We start from the raw sequence: 21,201 nt of genomic DNA, 5'->3' as shown, positions 1-21,201 counted from the left end.
GAAAAGTTAGCGTAGCATTGATGCAGATTAACGGTCAAAGTTTCTGCTTACTTTTTCCAATACTATTCTATATGTAGCCCTATTTGTAAATCCTAAACTTTCTTATTTTGCATCAAATGAATTTCCCAATCCACAAAACAAGAAAAATAGCACTATACAGACCATTACCACATCTGGTACACTACTATAGTTACCAAGGGTAACTATTATCGGTGAGGAGGCAATAAAAATCGAGACATATCGTAAATTCTTCCATCAACTAATGTTGTTATATAGACCCTTTGAAAACAACCTCAATATACAGCTTGGTAAACACCATCTATACAGGGCCCAATGGACGATCTTATATCGCCTATTTAATGACGGACCTTCGACGCTTGTAGAGTTATCCAATTATCAAGGTGTGGAAAAACCGACCGTCACAAGGACGATTAACCGCTTAGAAGAACTCGGGTACGTTGAACAGATTCCTGGTAAGGATAAGCGTGAAAAAATCATGCATCTTACTGAGCTGGGGAGAACCGTTTATCTGGAAGTGCGTGTGACGATTGACCGATTCGAACAGGACATCCTGATAGGCGTTTCGGAGGCTGAGCAACAAGAAGCTATACGCGTCATGGAAAGCATAAGAAATAAACTTATAAAGTGAGGAGACAAAAAATTGCAACAAGCTGCTAAACCAAAATTATGGACGAAAGATTTTATCATCGTTTCTTCCGTCAACTTTTTCATTACGTTAATCTTTTATTTATTAATGGTCACGATCGGGGTCTATGCCGTAGAAGAATATGGTGCTACCACGAGCCAGGCAGGACTCATTACCGGAATTTTCATCATCGGTTCATTGATTGGACGGCTTTTGATCGGTCGCTTCATCAACGCCATTGGCCGGAAGAATACATTATTGATCGGATTAGTCTTCTTCACCTTGGCTACCCTTTTATACTTTGTGGATTTCGGGGTTCCTTTCCTCCTCGCCAACCGCTTAATTCATGGTTTTACAATGGGGATGGCCGGAACTGCATCTGGAACGATCGTCGCCCAGATCATACCGATTACGCGTAAAGCGGAGGGAATCGGCTATTTCAGCATGAGTGCAACATTAGCCACAGCAATCGGACCTTTCATCGGGCTATCTTTAAGTCAGCATACAAGCTTCCAAGTGATATTGATTTTCTGTGTAGCCTTGGGCATCATCGGGGTACTGACGGCTCTTTTCATATATGTACCGAAATTAGAGATCTCAACTAAAACAGCTGAGGTGAAAGGCTTTAAGCTTTCTAGCTTTATTGAACCGAATGCCGTCCCAATTGCAATCATCACTTTGTTAGTGGCATTCTGTTATTCCAGCGTCCTTTCTTATATTAACTTCTATGCGATTGAAATCGACCTGGTCAGCACAGCCAGCTTCTTCTTCCTTGTCTACGCTGTTGCCGTATTGGTATCGCGTCCTTTCACAGGCCGATTGATGGACTCCAAAGGTGCAAACTACATTATGTATCCTACATTCATCATTTTTGCCGGGGGAATGTTACTCCTAAGTACAGCAACAAATAGCTTTACATTACTATTGTCCGGTATCTTGATTGGACTCGGATTTGGGAACATGCAATCAAGCACACAGGCCATTGCAGTCAAACTGACACCGCCTCACCGGATGGGGTTAGCCACATCAACGTTCTTCATTGCACTTGATGCAGGGCTCGGATTTGGGCCTTACCTTCTTGGATACATCATTCCAAAAACGGGATACAGTACATTGTACGTCATCCTGGGTATTACCGTCCTTGTCACTACCGTCCTATACTACTTCTTACATGGTAAAAAAGAACATGCCGCCATGGAAGAACTTAAGAAATCTAAGCTAGTTTGATTACTACCGATATAAAAAAATTAGCCAGAGGAGAATCACTCTCTCTCTGGCTAATTTTTTTTATTTACTTTTCACGTGCGTTTTTAATGAAGAGGGAAACAACCAGTCCGGCGACCGCAAGAAGCAGACCGAAAATGAAAGCATCTTGAACACCTGCTGTCAATGAAGCTCCTATGGCAGCTGGGTCTAATGGATTTTCCAATTTCATCATATAAGATTTTTGGGAAGCAGACATGATGGTGATCGCCACTGTCGTACCAATTGCACCCGACACTTGCTGTAATGTATTCATTAGAGCCGTTCCATCAGGGTACAGTTCTTTCGGAAGTTGATTAAGACCATTCGTCTGTGCTGGCATCATGACAAGGGAAACCCCTACCATCAATAAAGAATGCAGGATGATGATCATGGTGATCGTCGTTTCTGTCGTGACGTTCGATAAGAACCATAACACGACAATCATGATGATGAATCCTGGAGTGACCAACCCTCTAGGACCATACTTATCAAAGATACGTCCCGTTATTGGCGACATGATCCCGTTCAGGACACCACCAGGTAAAAGTACAAGTCCAGCTGTGAATGCAGCCAATGCCATACCCGTTTGTAAGTACATCGGTAAAAGAATCATGGAAGACAGGATGACCATGAAAGCAAGGAAAACGGTAATGAGCCCTAACGTGAACATAGGGTATTTCATCACGCTTAAATCGATCATCGGCTTTTCCATTTTCAATTGTCTTAAGGAGAATAAGAGCAGGCCAATCAATCCGACAATGAGTGTAATCAAGACGATGGCACTACCCCATCCTTTGTCCCCGGCCATACTGAAGCCATATACGATTCCGCCAAAACCAATCGTCGATAAAATAATCGATGGCACGTCAATTTTTGGTTTAGTGATTGGAGAGACATTTTGCATATATATCAAGCCAAATAATAATGCGGCCACAAGGAAAGGCAACGAAATCCAGAAAATCCAATGCCAAGTAAGGTGTTCAAGAATCAAGCCAGAAACTGTTGGTCCGATCGCTGGTGCGAACATGATGACGAGCCCCATTAGACCCATCGTTGCTCCCCGTTTATGAACTGGGAATATCAATAATATCGTATTGAACATAAGAGGCAATAACAGTGCTGTTCCAATTGCCTGAATTACACGGGCTACTAGCAAAAGACCAAAACCTGGCGCTAATGCGGCGATGAGCGTTCCAATGATGGAGAACACCAATGAAGCAAAGAATAGTTGACGAGTACTGAACCACTGGATCAAAAGCCCTGAAACCGGAACTAATATTCCAAGCGTCAACAGGTAGCCTGTCGTTAACCACTGGATCGTGGAAGGGCTGACACTGAATTGTTCAATTAAATCACCCAATGCCATGTTTAAAGCTGTTTCACTAAATAATCCGATGAATCCCGCTATTAGGAAAGCGATCAAAATAGGGGTCGTTCTAATGACGGGTGTCGAATTTTGTTGCTGTGTTGCATCTGACATAAAAATAATTCCCTCCAATTACTAACTGAATAGACCTAGCTAATCATAGTTTTTCTGTATCTCTTACTTGTTCATGAATAATGACGGAATAAGCTTGGAAATTGCTTGTAGGGGTTCTGCGCTTTTCGCTGTTAACGATAACAGGATGCCCCCTTCGATCAAAGCGTTAATGGCAAAACTTAGCTCCTTCGACCGCTCTCTACTATATCCCGCATCCAGAAACTCATTCACATAAATGGATTGCCACTGTGTAAACGCATCTTGACAGGCCAATCTTATTGGCTCACTCGTGGAATATGTCTCGCCCGCTATCGTACCTATCGGCAAGCCAACGAGATCCCCATTCTCACCGAATAATTTCGATAATTCATAAACATGATCTTGAAGTGCTTTAACAGGATCATCATTGCTGTCGAATACATGTTTTATCTCCCGTAAGACAAGATCCTTAGCATGGTTAATCGCTTCAATAGCCAGTTCTTCTTTCCCCTTTGGAAAATAATGATAAAGTGAACCCTTGGGAATACTGCTTTCCTCAATGATTTCCTTTAGCCCTACACCATAATAACCCCGGATTCTGAAAAGACGAGAAGCCGCTTCAATAAGGATGTCTTTGGAAGTTGGTTTTTCAGACAATACTGAATCACTCCTTGAAAATTATAACAACCGGTCTACTAGTACAATAAGGGTAGCCCTGTGCTTTGTCAATCCAGAGTGAGGTGCCGTTATATAAAGAATCCATGGCCAAGCCTATCACACAGGGCCCATGATCTATAGCCACCCATTCAAGAATTCTTATCATGATTTTTAAAATCAAGAATCGCAATGACAAACATCCCAAAACCAAGCATGAGAGACAGAACTTCAAAAGTGCCCATTCCTTCATCGCCTCCTTTCTTTCAGCATTTACGGATACAAGATTGTCCTATACAAAATAAAGAAAAAAAGCAAACCCATTTGGAGTCTGCTTTCGTAAGGATCCTAACCATTCACTTAATAAGTCCTTCAATCAAATCGATGCCAGGGAATATGCCCTATTGAAGATACTTCGAAGATTAAATTTGCGGGTATTGCAAGTAACGATCGGGTGAATGCCTTTTACTCTATAATTAAAACAAATCAATGAAGTGTTTAGCCGTCTTAGAAAGGTAGCGGTCTTTCCGCCAGATCAATGCGATTTTCGATTGAATCGCCGAATCGATAATTTCAAGCACCCTTACGCCTTTTATACCGTGTGGTGAGACGGCAGATTTCGGGACGATGCTTGCGCCGATACCCGCTGAAACCAAAGAAAGCAGTACATTTACATCATGGCACTCGCACAGAATATTGGGCTTCAATTCATTTTTCTTAAACTCCTCAATAATCTCTTCATAGATCCCCAACCCTTTTTCCCTATGTACTAATAGCAAAGGCGTATTTTCCAAATCGTTCAACGAAATTTTATCCTTAAAATGAAAGTCCTCCCATTCTTCAGAAACAACAAAAACGTTCGGTACCTCCCCTATATTCTTGATGAAAACTTGATTACTATCCACAGGTAAATAAACAATTGCGAGCTCGATATCCTGATTCTCCATATAATTGTTGATCTCATAGGGATCTCCTGCGAATAATTTAAAAGTAACAGAAGGATATTTATCGTTAAATTGTTTGACTTTGCTTGGTAAGTAAGACATATAAGCAAGTACTGCTCCAATGGCTAAAGTACCTTGTATCCCCTCACCTGTCTCCTTCACTTCGAGCATGGAGTCATCGAATAATTCCAACAGCACCTTAGACTTCTCATATAGCGCTCTTCCAGCCTCGGTTAACTCCATCCTTTTTCCATTTCTTTTCCGATCAAGCAACGTCACGCCCAGTTCTTCTTCCATAAGATTAAGTTGCTGGCTTAACGGTGGCTGAGACATATTCAATCTTTTGGCCGCACGAGAAACTTGCCCCTCCTCCGAAAGGGCAAGAAAATAGCGTAACTGTCTAATATCCATATTTCACCTCGAATTTTTATATATGACAAACATATATAAAAGTAATAATATAGGTATTTTTAATTAGTTGCAAACCATGATAAACTCATTACGTTTCAATAAAAAAGGGGTGGATGGAATGAAAACTATCAAAGATTTAAACAAAAGCTTCATTAATGGAGAATGGGTAGAAGGATTAAGTTCACGTAGATATGATATCTTAAACCCATATGACAATTCAGTAATCTCGAACGTTAGCTTGGCTACAGCAAAGCAACTGGAAGATACTTTTGAAATAGCGAAACAAGCTCAAAAAGACTGGGCAAAAGCTTCTGCAGACACACGTCGCCAGGTTATGATGAAAGTCGGGGAATACCTACAGGAAAATCGTGAAGAAATCATCGAGATGATCGCTCGCGAAACGGGTGGATCACTTATCAAAGCGACTGTAGAGTTTCAATTGACTGCAGAAATAGTAGAAGCTTCGGTCAATATGGTCGATGAAATTCATCAAATGCATGAAGTGCCATCAGCCATCGATGGAAAGGTCAATCATATACATCGTTTGCCTTTGGGAGTTATTTCTTCTATTTCACCATTTAACTTCCCTATGAATTTATCAATGAGAACCATTGCTCCAGCGATTGCATTAGGAAACGCAATCGTTCATAAACCCGATGTTCAAGTTGCATTTGCAGGCGGAATCTTCATTGCCGCAGCCTTCGAATATGCTGGACTACCAAAAGGAATCTTCAATATGATTCTTACGGATTTAGAGGAAATCGGTGACGGTATGCTGACAAATCCGATTCCTAGACTAATCAGTTTTACAGGTTCTACTCCTGTCGGAAAACATATCGGGGCCATCGCTGGACAAAACCTGAAACGAGTTGCACTAGAACTTGGTGGGAACAACCCATTCGTCGTCTTGTCCGATGCGGATGTGGATCGTGCTGTTGATGCTGCGATCTTTGGAAAATACATTCACCAAGGGCAAATTTGCATGGCCATCAACCGCCTGATTGTCCACAAAGACCTTTACGAAGAATTCATCACTAAATTCGTAGAGCGGGCAAAAGCTCTTCCATATGGTGATCAATTAGATCCTAAAACCGTGATTGGACCACTTGTGAACGAACGCCAATTAGAAAAGGTTCAACAAGTCATCGCAGATGCTAAAGCAGCCGGCGTGAATGTAGCATTAGAAGGAGAACGCGTTGGCAATGTATTGACTCCAACCATTTTCCGAGATGTTAAAAATTCAGATGCCATTGCCCAAACGGAATTGTTCTCTCCTGTCGTTTCCATCATTGAAGCAGAAACAGATGAAGACGCCATCGAGATTGCCAATGACACAAAGTATGGACTAAGCTCTGCCATCTTCTCTTCGGATTTGGAGAAAGCGGAACGGTTAGGTCTTCAAATCGACAGTGGCATGACACACATCAATGACCAAACGGTTAATGATGGCACGAATGTACCATTTGGCGGAAACAAAATGAGTGGCTTAGGAAGGTTCGGTAACCCATGGATTGTCGAAGAATTCACTGTGACGAAATGGATTTCCCTTCAAACAAATTATCGTGAATTTCCCTTTTAATTAAAATCTCTACCATAAAATCCCTTGACAATTTTACATTGTCAGGGGATTTTGTTTAAAGGGACTTTACTATCAGTCAACTGCTCACCCTGACTCTGAAGAATTCTCTTTATTTTTTCGGATTGTAAGTCACCACATCCCTCTTAAGGGTTTCACCCTTACTCACTATTATTTTCCTTGTTTGTTACAATTAGATTAAAATTCTCCCTAATGAAGGATTGCTATGAATTATGTGGAATTTATTACAAAACACCTTTAAGGATGAAAAAACATGAAAAATAAAGACTTACATAATTTCGATACGCTTGACTACCGCGAACTCATCCCAAGGAATGGGTTTATATTTAAATTCAGAAAAAAAGATAACCGCTTCGTTCATACTTTCGTTGAAGGTTCGTTCATTACAGATGCGATAACCCCTTCCTCCACGGTTGTGGGTCATACCTTAGAGGACTTCTTACCCCAGAAACAAGCCTTAGAGAAGCTAACATACTATGAAAGAGCGTGGAATGGGGAAAGCGTTACATATGAAGGGCAAATCGATGACGTACAATATGTTGCCTCGTTAAATCCAATGATGAGGGATGGACAAGTCATGGAGGTCATCGGGACAGCCATCGATATATCAGATCAGAAAAGAAGTGAAACAAAAATACAAGAATTAGAGAAACTATCAGTAGTTAGTGAGTTGGCAGCGGGAATCGCTCATGAAATCAGAAATCCATTAACTTCACTATTCGGGTTCACCCAAGTCATTAAAGAACATGTGAAGGATGATTCCATCCAAGATTATCTGGATATCATGAGGAACGAATTAGATAGAATCGACGACATTGTCAATAAATTCATGTTTATAGCACAACCTGATAAAACTATGAATATTAGTGAATGCTCCATTAACTCTATCATCGCTTCTGTTATAAAAAGTCTGGAAAGTCAGGTTGCTATAAAGGGCATTAAGCTCAACCTTCATAACCAAACGATGATTACAGCAGAATGTGATCAAAGCCTCATCGCAAAGGTTTTGAAGAATCTTATCCAAAACGCTTTGGAAGCAACCAACGAAAATAGTGGGGACATAGAAGTATCATTGAAAGACATCAACCAACAGCACTATTTAATCCAAATAACGGATAAGGGCTCAGGCATGACGAAAGAAAGGTTAAAAAGGCTATTTGAACCTTTTTATACGACGAAGGAAAAAGGAACAGGATTAGGCCTGATGATTGATAGACGCATTATCGAGCTACACCAGGGAATCATTGATTTTAAAAGTGAGGTAGGGAAAGGAACGGAAGTGAACATCACTTTACCTAAAGTCCTTAAACCTAAATAAGGTAAAATCGAAGGCTGCAGAGGATGAATATGGACTCCATTAAGCTCAAGAGGCTAGCGTAACGAAAGAAAATTAGGAAAAATTAAATCCAAAAATTAAGATGAAATCATATAAATAGCATAAGGGCCTATCAGGGCCCTTTTCAACTTTCCTTGAATAATTCCTTCCTGCCTATGGATAGGCTGAAGTTAGTCAAGGTATAGATTCTAGCGGTTAAGATGAATAAATCTTGATAGTTATTTTCGACATATTCATCGATGATGGCCATTCCTTCCCTAAATCTATCAACCAATAAATATGTGTATGTTTCATCCCAAGTGAATCGATTTATTCTTTGGAGCTCATCCGCTAATATTTGAAACTTATACTCTTCTATTAGAAGCTTCACCTGATACAGCTTATCCCGATTCAATGTAAAGCAATTACGTTCGTCTTGGTACTGTTCTTGGACAAACTTCACAAAACCATCTATATTTTCAGCCAGCATTCTCGCCATTTGCATCTCGAAATTCATATTTCCCCTTCCCTTCTTTCCTTTCCATCCTAATAAGAGTGTATGTTCTAAGATATTATTTTAATACTAGCAATATACTTAATCCTTCATGATTCATAAGAAAGAAAAAAAAGATGACACTCCGTATAAAGCACGGAGGTCATCTTCTTGTTGCCTTGTATAGATACTTTTAATGAATATCTTGCTTCCTGAAACTGCCGCCTTTGACTTCAGCTACGTCATATACGGTCACAAAGGCATTCTTATCGATTTCATAAATGATTTCTTTCATTTTACTTTCTTCCAAACGGTTAATGACACAAGTGATTTCCTTGAATAGCTCATTTGAATAACCGCCATAAGCATCATTATAAGTAGCACCACGACCTAAGCGATCGCGAATCGTCTCTACCATTAATTCTGGTTGTTTCGTAATGATTTTGAAAGTTTTTGAACCACTTAAACCCTCTTCGACGATATGAATGACTTTAGATGCAATAAAGTATGCGATTGCCGATAGAATAGCCCCCTGTAGGCCGAATACTGTGGAAACGACAATAAACACGAACGTGTTCAAGAATAGGATAAGGTCACTTGTTCCGAAAGGTAATTTTCTAGAAAGCAATACGGCCAACATATCGATTCCATCCAATGCCCCACCATTACGCAATGCTAGACCCATACCAAAACCGATGATGATCCCTCCGACAACGGTAACGAGCAATGTATCACCCTCAATGATTGTAGGGACATGATGCATCAGGACCGTACCGACTGCCAACGAGGCAATGCCGATAACGGAATAAAAAGCAAAACTCTTACCGATTTGCTTATACCCTAACCAAACAAAAGGAATGTTAATGATTCCAATCAGAACGCCTAACGGTAACCCAAACAATTGGGAACCAACGATGCTTAACCCTGTTACGCCTCCATCCGATACGTTATTCGGGATCAATACGGCTTCCAATCCGTATGCTGCAATAAGCGCACCGATTATGATAAGGATTACTTTGGAAACGACCTTCAGTTTATTACTTCTTTTCTTTCTACTATGCATTTGATTTCCCCGTTTCATTTCGCTTCGTTCCTACTTATTTTTCAGTCTCCAGCCCATGGTGCAAGTGGCTTTTAACGATAACATTTTTTATTGTTCTGTTATAAAGTATAGCGTAAATCAATAAAAATCAAAAATAATAAGGCAAAAAAACTCGGAATTTGTCATGGTAGAGAAGAGGTTGTCTGTTGATGCAAAAGGCTTCATAAAAAAGTTCTCCAGCGCAAAAACGGCAACTTCCCTTGAGGGTAAGTTGCCTTCCTTAAAACGCATCGTTTTCGCTACACATCGACATCAGCCCCCTAACGAAGCCCTTTCTATTAAAGCACCTTGCTTAAAAAGGACTGGGTGCGCTCATGCCGGGGATTTCCAAATAATTCATTTGGTTCGTTTTCTTCGACTATATACCCACCGTCCATGAATAGGACACGGTCCCCGACTTCCCGGGCAAAGCCCATTTCATGGGTGACCACAACCATGGTCATCCCCTCTTTGGCCAGCTGTTTCATGACTTCTAGAACATCCCCCACCATTTCAGGGTCAAGTGCGGAAGTCGGTTCATCGAAAAGCATGATTTTTGGATTCATGGCTAGTGCCCTCGCAATGGCCACCCGTTGTTTTTGCCCGCCTGATAGCTCTCCGGGATAACTTTTCGCTTTCTCTCTAAGCCCTACCTTATCCAGTAATCCATATGCGAATTCTTCCGCCTTTCCTTTCTCGATATCCTTTATTTTAATGGGCCCCAATGTAATGTTCTCCAAAACGGTTTTATGCGGGAATAGATTGAAATGCTGAAAAACCATCCCTACCTCTTGTCTCACTTTATTTATATTGATTTTCGTTTTTTTATTCGTTATCTCATGCCCGTTAATCACTACCTCCCCACCCGTAACATCCTCAAGGAGGTTAAGGCAACGAAGGAATGTACTCTTTCCAGAACCCGAAGGACCAATAACGCAAATCACTTCTTTTTCCTGCACAACTGCATTGATATCTTTTAGGACTTCCACCTGACCGAAGGATTTCTTCAAATTTTTCACCGTGATCATGCTCATCTTAATTGGACCCTCCTCTCTATGAAATTAGCAAGCAAGGTTAACAGATAAATGATGATAAAGTAGACTACACCGACAGTCAGCCAAATCTTGAACGCTTCAAATGTCGCCGACGCCTGAATCTGCCCTTGCTGGGTCAAATCCGCAATGCCTATGATCGATAGAAGCGAGGTGTCTTTTAAACTGATGATTGATTGGTTCGTGATAGTAGGGAGCATTCTTCTGAAAGCTTGCGGAAGAACGATGTAGCGCATCGTTTGTGGACTGGTGAATCCGATGGATCTCGCTGCTTCCGTTTGTCCTTTATCAATGGATTGTATGCCCGCTCTTATTATCTCGGCAAAGTATGCCCCTGCATTGATTGCAACGGTGATGATCCCAGCCGTTGTATTGTTCAGGGAGATCCATTGCAAGGAGTTTATCCCGAAGTAGATGAAAAACAATTGAACGATAAAGGGAGTTCCCCGAATCGCGTCTACATAGATTTTTGCTATCCAATTCAATATCTTGAGTGGGGCCAGGCGCAGCATGGCCACGACTAAACCGATTAAAAAACCTAATATGATGGCAATCACAAATATATATAGCGTCACTTGCAGTCCTTGTAATAAATAGGGTAACGCCGAAACAATGATATCCATTCTTTTCATCTCCTTTCAAAAAAGAAGGCGCGCTTTAAGCGCGCCTTAAGCATCCTTTATTCACCAAGATATGTTTTTAAAATCTCATCGTATGTTCCGTCTTCTTTAAGGTTGGCAAGCCCTTTATTGATTTGTTCCAGCAACTCCTGATTCTTCCCTTTCAATACGGCAATGCCATACTGATCACCATTCAAACGATCTCCCACGATTTGTAGGCCTAGGTCCTTCTGAGTGATTGCATAGGAGATAACCGGGTAATCTTCGATAAGCGCCTCTGCATTTCCGTTCGACACTTCCTGAAACATAGCTGGGCTGTCATTGAATTGAACGACTTTAATTCCTAGTTTCTTTGAATTATCTTGTGCATATTTGGCACCCGTCGTTCCTTTTTTCACGGCCACGGTTTTTCCTTTAAGGTCATCAACAGATTTAACGGCCGTATTATCCTTATTGACGACCACCGTCAATCCGGCATCGAAATATGGCTCCGAGAAATCCACTACCTTTTTTCTTTCATCGGTGATGCTCATTCCTGCAATGGCCACGTCAAGCTGATTCGCTTGCAGTGCCGGGATGATCCCACCAAAATCCATTGGGGAAAGTTCAATCGTAAAGCCTTGATCTTTCGCTATCGCCTGGATTAAATCAATATCAATTCCCTTATAATCATTTCCATCTTTAAATTCAAATGGTGGATAGGTTGTATCCACACCCACTTTGTAAACCTTTTCATTTTTCTCTTTTGTGGCGCTACCATTCCCTTTCTCTTTCACTGTTGTGTCACTGCTTCCACAAGCTGAGATTAAAAGAGTAAGAATGAAAAACAAACTAAGTACACCAATTTTCTTCATAAAATCCCTCCGATATACCTTTTTAGGTATTTTCTCACCAACTACTTATCTCCTATAATATAACATAAATATAAAAAAATGTTATATTTGTAGTCTGGATAAATATAAAACATCCACTGGATATCCATTACTGGTTCAGTAGAATCTTTTCGAGGATGGGCTAGATTTCTTATGAAAAGTTTTTATTTACTAGGGAGGAGTATACTCGTACCTGTGAATAGTACGATACCCCTACTAGACGGGTAGATACCTATATGCCTTGTCCCTTCTTCCAGAAATTCATCCCCATAAGAAAAAGGACGATCATAAATGACCATCCCTGGATTATTCTTTTTCGTAAAGTTTTCACTCCATAATAAAAACATTTGCGCTTTATTTATTGGGTCTATACTGGATTGGGTCTTGTTTCAGTCTATCTTGTTCCCCAACAAACTCAATACTAATGACATTTGCCAAATTTATATGTTTGCCGCCGACTTGAAGCCACGTCGCATTCTGAATTAACTGCAAGTTAATGATGCTCGCATGATCAGTTAATGGCTCATTTGCCTCTAACTCTTCCGTTACTCCATTTACATAATAAAACTTATATTTCTCTTTACTCATTTTTCATCATCCTCTTTTCACCTAACGTACTTTATTCGACAGAGATACATGATAGTCCTGCTTATATGGTGAATATAAAAATAAAAACGCTATTCCTGGTCTCTTTTTCTCTTGCGGGTTTTTATGGAGTTTGATATAAATGGTCATATTCCAAGTTATACCAAACCAACCTGAGGCAGGAGGATGTTTACTATGAATGATTTACTGATGAAAGTTTTCACATATCGAAAAGCGAGAAGATTTGAAGATGCTAAAAACGTAATGAAAACATTAATAAATAAAGAACCTGACCATGCCGTATTTCAATATCAAATGGCATGGTGCTACGATAACTTGGGATTGGAAACTGAGGCAGTCCCTCATTACGAAAAAGCCATTCAATTAGGACTCCCTCCTAAAGACTTAGAAGGAGCCTATTTAGGATTGGGAAGTACTTATCGATCAATAGGAAGATATGTAGAGGCACAGAACCTTTTTGAAGAGGCGCTATTATTATTCCCAGACTCTGAGCAAATAAAAGTTTTTTATTCCATGACCTTATATAATTTAAAGCAATATGAAAAAGCGATGGCAGTCCTTCTAAACACTTTAGTCGAAACGACATCTGACGAATCCATATTACAGTATAAAGAAGCCATCGTTTTTTATAGTGACAAATTAAATCAGACATGGTGATACGCAGGTCATGTTAGCCTATCACCATTTGCATCATTATCCGAAGTATTGGTTCAGTATCTCTTTAAAACGTTTCTCATCGACTTCCTCTTTTTCTACTTTCCCGTCTGCCCATCGGGTAAAGGAGGTTTCCGTCAACGTGATACTCCCATTGTCGGTAAGTCGTGTGATCAGTCGGCTTTTGTTAAAAGGTGAATTCGGATGTTGCCTGATGATGGTTTGTACCTCATTCAATTCCCTCATATGTTCTACAGGATGTGCCGTATCAAAGGCATATCCTATTCTCCAATCAGGATCTTTATGCTTCAGCTTCAGTTCCAGGATATGATCGCCATGATCGGTATCCATCCGTTTCACCCGGAATTCCCCAGTGTTAGAATGAACGGTTTCCCCGTTTAACGGTACTGGCCTTAATGGTAAGTTGCCTCCAAAACCCGTATCCACTAAATAGGGTTCACCTTCATGCATTAATAGTATGGCTACATGTGTTCTTCCGGTTATCGACCATCCTTGGTTGTATATCACTCCGCGAACCAAGGAGACCTCCAATCCATTTTCGAGGAAGAAAAAATAGAGGGCCGCATTCAGTTCATAGCAAACGCCCCCCTCATTCCTTATCAGGACTTTCTCCATAATGTTTTCTTCGGAGATATCACTTGATTGTTTGGCAAGGACCGATGAGTTTTCAAAGGGAATCGTGTTGGCCGTTTTCTCAAGTATGTTGGGAATATTTCCAAACGTTACTTTTTCACTTTCCGAAATTCCAATTCTTTTTCGAAACAATTCATTGATTTGTCCCATGTTCGACTCTCCTTATTCAATGTTTTGATAAGATGTGTGGTATATGTCTTGTACCTTATCATATCCCCCGTGAAATCGAAAAATATTAAATATGAATATTCATACTTTGATTCCTTTAATCATTCTAAAAATGTATACGCGCAAAAAACATCCAAAGAACGTTCTCTTTGGATGTTTTCGGTTTATCCCATTCATTTCAATCTATTGATGAATGGACCATAATTACGGCTGTTATGTTGAACGGACAGCCATTTTAACGTCGTGAATTCTTCAAGTACCCATTCTCCATTGAAGCGGCCAAGACCTGAGTCTTTTTCTCCTCCGAAAGGCATGTGCGGCTCATCGTTAACGGATTGATCATTAACATGAATCATGCCTGTGTGGATTTTATGAGCGACTTGTGTGCCACGTTCAAGATTTGAAGAATGAACGGATCCGCTTAGGCCGTATGGATATGCATTGACCATTTGGATTGCGTCTTCATCATTTTCAAAAGGTATCAAGATGGCAACCGGTCCAAAGATTTCGTTCTCAGCAAGTGGCATCGTATTTGTCACTCCAGTGATCACGGTCGGCTGAAGAACATTGCCATTCGCTTGTCCGCCCAAGCGAATCTTGGCTCCTTGCCCAACGCTTCCTTCTATATCTTTTAAGATACGATCGACCTGATCTCGGTTGATGAGCGGTCCTACATTGGTATCCTCATTCGCAGGATTTCCGTATTTAAGTTTTCCTGCAAGTTGGGTGAATCGTTCAGCAAATTCGTCATAAATGTCTTTATGGACAAAAATCCGATTGATTGCCATACAGATTTGTCCTTGGTGATAGAATTTCCCGAATAATGCGGAATCGACGGCTTGCTCGATATTTGCGTCATCAAGCACGATGAAGGCATTATTTCCGCCCAATTCCAATGCTGTTTTCTTAAGTCCCCGGCCTGCAAGCTCTCCAATATGCCTGCCCACTTCCGTGGAGCCCGTAAAGGAAATGAGGCGTGGGGTCGGATGGGTAACGATATCATCACCGATTTCAGATCCGCGCCCGACAATGACATTCAACAAGCCTTTTGGAAGGCCTGCCGCTTCAAAAATGCTGGCAAAGATCAAACCGCCCGTGACCGGTGTATCTGTAGCAGGTTTGATGACGACCGCATTTCCGGTAGCTAGTGCCGGGGCTATAGATCGAATCGCCAGATGGAAAGGGAAATTCCATGGGCTAATGATGCCGATTACGCCTAATGGATTTCGGTACACACGATTTTCTTTTCCTGGTACTTGTGAAGGAAGGATTTTCCCCTCCATGCGATATGGATAAGTGGTAGCCTCTTTCAAGATGTTGAGGGAAGCTTGGAATTCAGACTGAGCCTTCATGAAGGTACTTCCTGATTCTTTAATAATCCAATCGGTGATCATGTCCTTATTATCCTGCATGACAAGGATGGCTTTTTCCAACACTGCCCGTTTAACTTGCGGAAGTTCGTTAGCCCACTTTTCCTGTGCAAGGGTTGCTGCTTCATAGGCCCTGTTCAGATCTTCTCTTGTAGCGGCCTGAATGGTGAAAAGTTCTTCACCTGTAAAAGGATTGACGTTCGTCATCGACTTGTCACTATTCCCTGTTTGCCATTCTCCATCTATATACATACGAGTAAAATCTATATTCATCATTTATGTTTTCTCCTTTACATGTATCTATTGTGTCATTCACTTCGAGGGGATTGTTCATGTGCTTAAGCAACCGCCCAACACTTTAGACAAAATAGATAAATAGTGTCTAAAGTGTTTATATTCATACTTTAAACCTCTTACGTCTTTTTGTAAACTTATCCGCCTCAAGGCATGGAAAATGGGAGTATGATATAATTTTCGTATTGAAGGGGGTGTCGTTTTTGCGAAAAATCGCACCTGAAGAAAAACAATTATTGAGAAAATCCTATGTAAAAAGAATCATGAACGTAGTACGTACGAAAGGGTTCCTATCCCTGACCATTTCAGATATGGCCAAATTGATGAATATAAGCCGGGCTTCTTTATATAATTACTTTTCCTCAAAAGAAGAAATCCTTTTAGAAGTGATCGAATACTACCTTGCCTACATCCATGAAGCCGATCAGATGATTGCCGATGAGTCCTTATCGTATCAGATCCGGCTTCAAAAGGTGTATGAGCAAACGGTCTTATCGGCGCTTTATGCCTCTGACATATTCATGAGTGACTTAAAGATTGGCTGTCCCTCACTCTATTCAAGAAAGATGGAGGCGAGAAAAGAACGGCTGGCTACCGTCCACTCGTTCTATTCACAGGGAATGGCAGATGGAATTTTCCATGAGCTGAATCCCACAATCCTGATCATTCAGGATGAAGCTGCACTGAAAGTCATGACGGACTCCTCCTTTTTATTAAAAGAAGGACTTTCCTTGAAGCATGTCCTTTATGATCATTATCAAGCGAAGACAGTACAAGTGCTAAAACCTGAGGCAATTGACGGCGAAGTGGATGAACAGATCCATGAAGTGATCGAACGCATCCTTCAAAAGCTTGCATCGACATTCTGATGATCATGAAAAAGGGGCTGACCAAGAAAACTCCTGGTCAGCCCCTTTGCTTCTATTCATGTACCTTCATGACTATTTTCCCTGTATTCTTATTCTGTTCCATATGTCGGTGGGCCTCTTGGACGCCTTCAAACCGGAAGGCTCGATCCACTATCGCCCTGATTTTTCCTTGTTTGAATAACGGCATCGCTTTTTGGACGAATTCTTCTGTCAGCTCTTTTTTATACGCATCGCTTCTTGGAGTCAATAAGGTACCCTTCAAATGGACCCTCTTAAGCAGCAGATCCATCAGGTTCACTTGATTCACCACGGTTCCGCCCAGGATGCCGATTAACACCCAGCGTCCATCCGTGGCTATACTTCTAAGATTTTTCTCCCAGTATGAAGCACCGACGAAATCAAGAATTACATCCACGCCTTTATTATCAGTAGCCTTCAGTACTTCTTCGTCGAACGATTGTTTTTTATAATTGATGCATACATCCGCCCCAAGGGCTTGGCAAAACTCCAGTTTTTCTTCCGAACCGGCGGTTGTGATGATCCTTGCTTGGGTCATTTGTTTAGCCAATTGGATAGCGGCCGTACCGACTCCGCTTCCTCCGGCATGAATCAACACGGTATCCTGATCTTTTATTTGTCCTAACCAGAACAGAGTTTGATAAGCTGTCAGAAATACTTCGGGAATGGCTGCAGCTTCTTCAAATGTGAGGTTTTCCGGTACCAACATTGCCCGGTCCGCGGGCATGACGGCGTATTCTGCATATCCCCCACCATTAACGAGTCCCATTACCCTTGTTCCTAAATCGATACGGGTTCCAGGTGCTGCTTCCACTACTTCACCGGCCACTTCGATGCCTAAAATGGGATTGGTCATGTATTCTGCTTTTCCTTCCCTGGCTAATCCGTTCTGTTGATTGCAGAGGCCTGCACCTTGATCAACAAATCACCAGGACCTATACGTGGAATGGAAAATTCCTCAAATTCTAATTGATCCGCACCTCCAGGTTGCTTCACTGTCACTGCTTTCATTTATAATCTCCCCCAGTCCTTTTTGTGAGCTATATGCTACTCTAAATAAAAGCATCAGGCAAATCATTGAATGTCAAAACTAGGAAAGCGTTAAAATAAGCATGATTCCCTTGCTTCCTAATCAGAAAAAACCTGCCCCCCGAGGGACAGGTTACAAAACCTGATAATTAAAAGGTCTTATTTCAATACGGCCTTACCATCCAGATCATGATGCAATTGAGTAGCGGGAACCTTTGGATTAGGGATTTGACCTTTTGCAACGGGCTCGGCTACATAGACAAAATCTCCTGTTCCATCCGGAGCGCTTCCTGTCGCCCATAGACCTTCTGCTGATTCTTGTCCTTCTGAAAGGTTCCAGAATTCATAGGCTTCCTTCTGTGATTCCAATTCGGCTTCAGGTGGGAAGGAAGCCGGCACGACCACACCATTTTTCTCTTCTAACTCTGCAATAGCCGCCATCCATTGATATTGGTGATAACGGTCGCGTGCAAGCATTTTACGGAAGGTCGCACGTACACCTTCATCTTTTGTCATATGGTACAAACGCGCTACCTGCAAACGTCCTTGACTCTCAGCATGCAGGTTTGAACGCATGTCCGCTAATAAATTACCACTCGCTACGATGTAGGAACCGTTCCAAGGAACACCATTTGAGTTCGTTGGCAGTCCTCCAAGTCCGCTTACAAGCAGATGCTGTGGATTGATGCCGCCCATGATGGCTGCTGTTACCGGGTCTTTGGCTGCTTCTGCTTGATCTTCGGGTGAAGCTCCATCCAGCAATTGACTAATCAAGGAACAAAGCATTTCAACGTGTCCAATTTCCTCCGTACCAATGTCCATCAACATGTCCTTATACTTTTCTTCTCCACGACAGTTAAAGCCTTGGAATAAATATTGCATCATGACTGTCATTTCCCCGAACTGTCCACCCAATACCTCTTGGATTTGACGGGCAAGCATAGGATCCGGACGATCTGGTTTTACTTCAAATTGCAATTCTTTTTGATGACGAAACATAATGATTCCTCCTTTAATTTTCTAGAGTTTTCATCCGTGCTATTATATGAATCTTTCTTTGCTGTTAGGTTGACATCGTCCCTTCCTTTTTCCGAATGGAAGGTTACTAATTACTGTCACGTTTATTTTATTACCCGGATTTCCTGCCCCAAAACCACAAAAATCTTCACAAAAAAATTTGTGAATACTGGTTGAATAAGAGGTTCATTTTGTCCTTTGGGTGGTATAGTAGAAACAATGGATATTATCAATATATGGAAGATGCTTAACTGTAGGGGGGATTATAGTTTCAAAAAAACTGAGAGGATTCACGGTATAGTATACCTACGATTCATTGAAGGAGGATACATATATGGACGTTAGACCACGGCACCATAAAAATAAATCCATGTCGGAAAATCGCTATATCTACTCGTCCCGCAATATTTGGTCGGGCATCTTATTCGGCATCGGCCTTGTCGCATTCATAGATGAAATGGTCTTTCATCAACTCCTGCATTGGCATCATTTTTATGATAAGTCGACGACCAATATCGGACTCGTTTCTGATGGTTTATTTCATGCTTTGAGCTGGTTTGCGACCATCGGTTCTTTATTCATGTTCGCTGACCTTCGCAGGCGGAATGCCTTATGGTTGAAAAGATGGCAAGGCGGTGTGTTTCTAGGGGCTGGTGGCTTCCAATTATATGACGGGATCATCCAACATAAGCTGATGAGGCTGCATCAAATTCGTTATGATGTGGATATCCTCCCGTACGATTTGATTTGGAACATAATTGCTGCGGCTTTGATTGTAGTCGGTGTCTACCTCATCTATCGTACAAGACGAAGCACGATAAAAAGAGCGAAAGAATCTAAATCATCATGACGAAGGATGAACATATGCATCATATCACGAGTGGGCCTTCTACCGGAATCCCTCTGGTGATACTACTCGCCATCATTTTGGTCCTATATATAGCAGCGATGATCCTTTCCAACCGAAAGCATAAAAAGTGGCCACTTCACCGAATGTTCTTTTGGGTGTTCGGAGTGACTTGTGCTGCCGCTTCAGTGATTGGACCCATAGCGGACCGGGGTCATATGAGTTTCACCGCACATATGGTCAGCCATTTGCTCCTTGGCATGCTTGCTCCACTGCTGATGGTCCTTGCAGCACCCATGACTCTTCTGCTCCGCACATTAAAAGTGCCTCACGCAAGGCGTCTTTCACGTCTGTTGAAAACCTGGCCAGTACGCATTTTGAGTAACCCCATCACAGCATCCACCTTGAATATCGGAGGGCTTTGGGTGCTTTATACGACGGAATTGTATGCGGCCATGCATCAACATGCCTCTCTCTATCTGTTGGTGCATATCCATGTATTCCTTGCCGGCTATCTTTTCACGGCTTCCATGGTTTATATCGATCCGGCCCCGCACCGGTTCAGTTTCGTATTCCGATGCATTATCTTCGTCCTTGCTTTAGCCGGTCATGGAATCCTATCCAAATACATCTATGCAAACCCTCCAATCGGGGTCATGTCTCACCAGGCGGAATCCGGAGCCGTCCTCATGTACTATGCCGGGGATGCCATCGACCTCGTACTCATTGGTTTGCTTTGCTTTCAATGGTATAAAACCGCCAGACCCCGTCCGCCGCTAAATACGGAATTTTAATCTCTATAATTTTATGTTTAATCATCCCTATTTGGCTCATACTAATTTCTAGGAAAAGAATATTAGGATGGAGCTGAACTAAACTTGGAATTTGAAACGAAGAATACGACAGAAGCCGCTCTTCATGAATATAAAGCTGGAATCGGCTCTTTTACGGAAAAGATGCCTGAACTTGCAACAAAGTTCAATTCTTTAACGGAAGAATGCTTTAAAGAAGGCATCTTATCGAAGAAGCAGAAACAACTGATAGCTTTAGGGATAAGCTTATATTCCCAGGATGAATATTGCATTATCTATCATACGAAAGGCTGCCTCGATCAAGGTTGCTCGGAACAGGAAATACTTGAAACAATAGGCGTAACCGTTGCATTTGGTGGTGGTGCAGCGATGAGCCAGGCAGTCACGCTCATCCAAACGTGCATTGATGATTTGAACCAGCTCAAACAATAACAATCGAAACAAGGAAAGGCGAGCATATTGCATGCTCGCCTT

Annotated in this window: 24 protein-coding genes; 9 read left to right on the top strand and 15 right to left on the bottom strand. The window is 41.6% G+C overall.

Features of this window, described 5'->3' with window-relative positions; genetic code table 11:
* The first annotated feature begins 262 nt into the window (after window positions 1-262).
* Window positions 263-649, top strand: coding sequence for a MarR family winged helix-turn-helix transcriptional regulator (locus ACIQXQ_RS03170; protein ID WP_402867495.1), 387 nt, complete (start codon window positions 263-265; stop codon window positions 647-649).
* A 12-nt stretch (window positions 650-661) separates the two neighbouring features.
* Window positions 662-1,873: an MFS transporter gene (locus ACIQXQ_RS03165; RefSeq protein ID WP_402955221.1), complete on the top strand. Its 1,212-nt coding sequence runs from the start codon at window positions 662-664 to the stop codon at window positions 1,871-1,873.
* Window positions 1,874-1,937: 64 nt separating this feature from the next.
* Here ACIQXQ_RS03165 and ACIQXQ_RS03160 read toward each other — a convergent pair whose 3' ends face one another.
* From ACIQXQ_RS03160 to ACIQXQ_RS03145, 4 genes are all read right to left on the bottom strand, one after another.
* Window positions 1,938-3,371 (bottom strand): DHA2 family efflux MFS transporter permease subunit, encoded by a 1,434-nt coding sequence (locus tag ACIQXQ_RS03160; RefSeq protein WP_402955218.1) that lies wholly within the window; start codon window positions 3,369-3,371, stop codon window positions 1,938-1,940.
* Window positions 3,372-3,434: 63 nt separating this feature from the next.
* Entirely contained in the window at window positions 3,435-4,007 is a 573-nt protein-coding gene (locus tag ACIQXQ_RS03155) for a TetR/AcrR family transcriptional regulator (protein ID WP_402867492.1), read from the bottom strand.
* 149 nt (window positions 4,008-4,156) lie between these two features.
* Window positions 4,157-4,249, bottom strand: a complete 93-nt coding sequence (locus ACIQXQ_RS03150) for a putative holin-like toxin (protein WP_402867491.1) — start codon at window positions 4,247-4,249, stop codon at window positions 4,157-4,159.
* A gap of 231 nt (window positions 4,250-4,480) precedes the next feature.
* Entirely contained in the window at window positions 4,481-5,359 is an 879-nt protein-coding gene (locus ACIQXQ_RS03145; protein ID WP_402955215.1) for a LysR family transcriptional regulator, read from the bottom strand.
* Between the two features lie 118 nt (window positions 5,360-5,477).
* Between ACIQXQ_RS03145 and ACIQXQ_RS03140 the strand changes: the two genes are divergently transcribed.
* Together ACIQXQ_RS03140 and ACIQXQ_RS03135 are read left to right on the top strand one after the other, a co-directional pair.
* Window positions 5,478-6,938: an aldehyde dehydrogenase family protein gene (locus ACIQXQ_RS03140; protein WP_402867489.1), complete on the top strand. Its 1,461-nt coding sequence runs from the start codon at window positions 5,478-5,480 to the stop codon at window positions 6,936-6,938.
* Between the two features lie 271 nt (window positions 6,939-7,209).
* Complete coding sequence (locus ACIQXQ_RS03135) at window positions 7,210-8,274, top strand: ATP-binding protein (protein WP_402955212.1); 1,065 nt, start codon at window positions 7,210-7,212, stop codon at window positions 8,272-8,274.
* Window positions 8,275-8,416: 142 nt separating this feature from the next.
* Here the strand turns inward: ACIQXQ_RS03135 and ACIQXQ_RS03130 are convergent, their stop codons facing one another.
* The 6 genes from ACIQXQ_RS03130 to ACIQXQ_RS03105 all read right to left on the bottom strand — a co-directional run bounded on the left by ACIQXQ_RS03130 (window position 8,417) and on the right by ACIQXQ_RS03105 (window position 12,977).
* Complete coding sequence (locus ACIQXQ_RS03130) at window positions 8,417-8,788, bottom strand: hypothetical protein (protein ID WP_402955209.1); 372 nt, start codon at window positions 8,786-8,788, stop codon at window positions 8,417-8,419.
* 169 nt (window positions 8,789-8,957) lie between these two features.
* Window positions 8,958-9,845, bottom strand: a complete 888-nt coding sequence (locus ACIQXQ_RS03125; protein ID WP_402867486.1) for a YitT family protein — start codon at window positions 9,843-9,845, stop codon at window positions 8,958-8,960.
* A gap of 299 nt (window positions 9,846-10,144) precedes the next feature.
* Window positions 10,145-10,879 (bottom strand): amino acid ABC transporter ATP-binding protein, encoded by a 735-nt coding sequence (locus ACIQXQ_RS03120; RefSeq protein ID WP_402867485.1) that lies wholly within the window; start codon window positions 10,877-10,879, stop codon window positions 10,145-10,147.
* Complete coding sequence (locus tag ACIQXQ_RS03115) at window positions 10,876-11,520, bottom strand: amino acid ABC transporter permease (RefSeq protein ID WP_402867484.1); 645 nt, start codon at window positions 11,518-11,520, stop codon at window positions 10,876-10,878. Before ACIQXQ_RS03115 ends, ACIQXQ_RS03120 begins: the two co-directional genes overlap by 4 nt.
* Window positions 11,521-11,576: 56 nt before the next feature.
* Window positions 11,577-12,371: a transporter substrate-binding domain-containing protein gene (locus tag ACIQXQ_RS03110; protein ID WP_402955206.1), complete on the bottom strand. Its 795-nt coding sequence runs from the start codon at window positions 12,369-12,371 to the stop codon at window positions 11,577-11,579.
* Window positions 12,372-12,743: 372 nt separating this feature from the next.
* Window positions 12,744-12,977: a hypothetical protein gene (locus ACIQXQ_RS03105; RefSeq protein WP_402867482.1), complete on the bottom strand. Its 234-nt coding sequence runs from the start codon at window positions 12,975-12,977 to the stop codon at window positions 12,744-12,746.
* A 192-nt stretch (window positions 12,978-13,169) separates the two neighbouring features.
* On the opposite strand from ACIQXQ_RS03105, the gene ACIQXQ_RS03100 reads away from it, so the two are divergent.
* The gene (locus ACIQXQ_RS03100) at window positions 13,170-13,652 is read left to right on the top strand and encodes a tetratricopeptide repeat protein (protein ID WP_402955203.1); all 483 of its coding nucleotides are present in this window, start codon (window positions 13,170-13,172) and stop codon (window positions 13,650-13,652) included.
* Window positions 13,653-13,688: 36 nt separating this feature from the next.
* Here the strand turns inward: ACIQXQ_RS03100 and ACIQXQ_RS03095 are convergent, their stop codons facing one another.
* Both ACIQXQ_RS03095 and ACIQXQ_RS03090 read right to left on the bottom strand, forming a co-directional pair.
* The gene (locus ACIQXQ_RS03095) at window positions 13,689-14,453 is read right to left on the bottom strand and encodes an arylamine N-acetyltransferase family protein (RefSeq protein ID WP_402955200.1); all 765 of its coding nucleotides are present in this window, start codon (window positions 14,451-14,453) and stop codon (window positions 13,689-13,691) included.
* Between the two features lie 191 nt (window positions 14,454-14,644).
* A complete protein-coding gene (locus ACIQXQ_RS03090; RefSeq protein ID WP_402956016.1) occupies window positions 14,645-16,114 on the bottom strand; it encodes an aldehyde dehydrogenase family protein in 1,470 nt (489 codons plus the stop codon).
* A gap of 224 nt (window positions 16,115-16,338) precedes the next feature.
* Here ACIQXQ_RS03090 and ACIQXQ_RS03085 point away from each other — a divergent pair, with 224 nt between their 5' ends.
* Window positions 16,339-17,004 (top strand): TetR/AcrR family transcriptional regulator, encoded by a 666-nt coding sequence (locus tag ACIQXQ_RS03085; RefSeq protein ID WP_402955197.1) that lies wholly within the window; start codon window positions 16,339-16,341, stop codon window positions 17,002-17,004.
* A 52-nt stretch (window positions 17,005-17,056) separates the two neighbouring features.
* On the opposite strand, the gene ACIQXQ_RS03080 is transcribed toward ACIQXQ_RS03085, so the two are convergent.
* The 3 genes from ACIQXQ_RS03080 to ACIQXQ_RS03070 form a co-directional block, all read right to left on the bottom strand.
* Window positions 17,057-17,878: an NAD(P)H-quinone oxidoreductase gene (locus ACIQXQ_RS03080; RefSeq protein ID WP_402955194.1), complete on the bottom strand. Its 822-nt coding sequence runs from the start codon at window positions 17,876-17,878 to the stop codon at window positions 17,057-17,059.
* Between the two features lie 23 nt (window positions 17,879-17,901).
* Window positions 17,902-18,033: a hypothetical protein gene (locus ACIQXQ_RS03075; RefSeq protein ID WP_402955191.1), complete on the bottom strand. Its 132-nt coding sequence runs from the start codon at window positions 18,031-18,033 to the stop codon at window positions 17,902-17,904.
* Window positions 18,034-18,210: 177 nt separating this feature from the next.
* Window positions 18,211-19,050, bottom strand: a complete 840-nt coding sequence (locus ACIQXQ_RS03070) for a manganese catalase (RefSeq protein ID WP_402867477.1) — start codon at window positions 19,048-19,050, stop codon at window positions 18,211-18,213.
* A 352-nt stretch (window positions 19,051-19,402) separates the two neighbouring features.
* Here ACIQXQ_RS03070 and ACIQXQ_RS03065 point away from each other — a divergent pair, with 352 nt between their 5' ends.
* The 3 genes from ACIQXQ_RS03065 (at window position 19,403) to ACIQXQ_RS03055 (ending at window position 21,159) form a co-directional block, all read left to right on the top strand.
* Complete coding sequence (locus ACIQXQ_RS03065) at window positions 19,403-19,918, top strand: DUF2243 domain-containing protein (protein ID WP_402955188.1); 516 nt, start codon at window positions 19,403-19,405, stop codon at window positions 19,916-19,918.
* Window positions 19,919-19,932: 14 nt separating this feature from the next.
* Window positions 19,933-20,709 (top strand): cytochrome c oxidase assembly protein, encoded by a 777-nt coding sequence (locus ACIQXQ_RS03060; RefSeq protein WP_402955185.1) that lies wholly within the window; start codon window positions 19,933-19,935, stop codon window positions 20,707-20,709.
* A gap of 84 nt (window positions 20,710-20,793) precedes the next feature.
* Window positions 20,794-21,159: a carboxymuconolactone decarboxylase family protein gene (locus tag ACIQXQ_RS03055; RefSeq protein ID WP_402955182.1), complete on the top strand. Its 366-nt coding sequence runs from the start codon at window positions 20,794-20,796 to the stop codon at window positions 21,157-21,159.
* Window positions 21,160-21,201 lie beyond the last annotated feature (42 nt).

This window comes from Peribacillus sp. NPDC097198 (assembly GCF_044762055.1).
Classification (GTDB): domain Bacteria; phylum Bacillota; class Bacilli; order Bacillales; family DSM-1321; genus Peribacillus.
This window is presented reverse-complemented; position numbering and strand designations above follow the sequence as displayed.

What these genes read in the sequence shown, in the direction of transcription:
- ACIQXQ_RS03170 (WP_402867495.1), top strand. Translation starts at nt 263, where the DNA reads ATGTTGTTATATAGACCCTTTGAAAACAACCTCAATATACAGCTTGGT.
- ACIQXQ_RS03160 (WP_402955218.1), bottom strand. Translation starts at nt 3,371, where the DNA reads ATGTCAGATGCAACACAGCAACAAAATTCGACACCCGTCATTAGAACG.
- ACIQXQ_RS03150 (WP_402867491.1), bottom strand. Translation starts at nt 4,249, where the DNA reads ATGGGCACTTTTGAAGTTCTGTCTCTCATGCTTGGTTTTGGGATGTTT.
- ACIQXQ_RS03145 (WP_402955215.1), bottom strand. Translation starts at nt 5,359, where the DNA reads ATGGATATTAGACAGTTACGCTATTTTCTTGCCCTTTCGGAGGAGGGG.
- ACIQXQ_RS03140 (WP_402867489.1), top strand. Translation starts at nt 5,478, where the DNA reads ATGAAAACTATCAAAGATTTAAACAAAAGCTTCATTAATGGAGAATGG.
- ACIQXQ_RS03135 (WP_402955212.1), top strand. Translation starts at nt 7,210, where the DNA reads ATGAAAAATAAAGACTTACATAATTTCGATACGCTTGACTACCGCGAA.
- ACIQXQ_RS03130 (WP_402955209.1), bottom strand. Translation starts at nt 8,788, where the DNA reads ATGAATTTCGAGATGCAAATGGCGAGAATGCTGGCTGAAAATATAGAT.
- ACIQXQ_RS03125 (WP_402867486.1), bottom strand. Translation starts at nt 9,845, where the DNA reads ATGAAACGGGGAAATCAAATGCATAGTAGAAAGAAAAGAAGTAATAAA.
- ACIQXQ_RS03120 (WP_402867485.1), bottom strand. Translation starts at nt 10,879, where the DNA reads ATGAGCATGATCACGGTGAAAAATTTGAAGAAATCCTTCGGTCAGGTG.
- ACIQXQ_RS03115 (WP_402867484.1), bottom strand. Translation starts at nt 11,520, where the DNA reads ATGGATATCATTGTTTCGGCGTTACCCTATTTATTACAAGGACTGCAA.
- ACIQXQ_RS03110 (WP_402955206.1), bottom strand. Translation starts at nt 12,371, where the DNA reads ATGAAGAAAATTGGTGTACTTAGTTTGTTTTTCATTCTTACTCTTTTA.
- ACIQXQ_RS03105 (WP_402867482.1), bottom strand. Translation starts at nt 12,977, where the DNA reads ATGAGTAAAGAGAAATATAAGTTTTATTATGTAAATGGAGTAACGGAA.
- ACIQXQ_RS03100 (WP_402955203.1), top strand. Translation starts at nt 13,170, where the DNA reads ATGAATGATTTACTGATGAAAGTTTTCACATATCGAAAAGCGAGAAGA.
- ACIQXQ_RS03095 (WP_402955200.1), bottom strand. Translation starts at nt 14,453, where the DNA reads ATGGGACAAATCAATGAATTGTTTCGAAAAAGAATTGGAATTTCGGAA.
- ACIQXQ_RS03090 (WP_402956016.1), bottom strand. Translation starts at nt 16,114, where the DNA reads ATGAATATAGATTTTACTCGTATGTATATAGATGGAGAATGGCAAACA.
- ACIQXQ_RS03080 (WP_402955194.1), bottom strand. Translation starts at nt 17,878, where the DNA reads ATGACCAATCCCATTTTAGGCATCGAAGTGGCCGGTGAAGTAGTGGAA.
- ACIQXQ_RS03075 (WP_402955191.1), bottom strand. Translation starts at nt 18,033, where the DNA reads ATGAAAGCAGTGACAGTGAAGCAACCTGGAGGTGCGGATCAATTAGAA.
- ACIQXQ_RS03070 (WP_402867477.1), bottom strand. Translation starts at nt 19,050, where the DNA reads ATGTTTCGTCATCAAAAAGAATTGCAATTTGAAGTAAAACCAGATCGT.
- ACIQXQ_RS03065 (WP_402955188.1), top strand. Translation starts at nt 19,403, where the DNA reads ATGGACGTTAGACCACGGCACCATAAAAATAAATCCATGTCGGAAAAT.
- ACIQXQ_RS03060 (WP_402955185.1), top strand. Translation starts at nt 19,933, where the DNA reads ATGCATCATATCACGAGTGGGCCTTCTACCGGAATCCCTCTGGTGATA.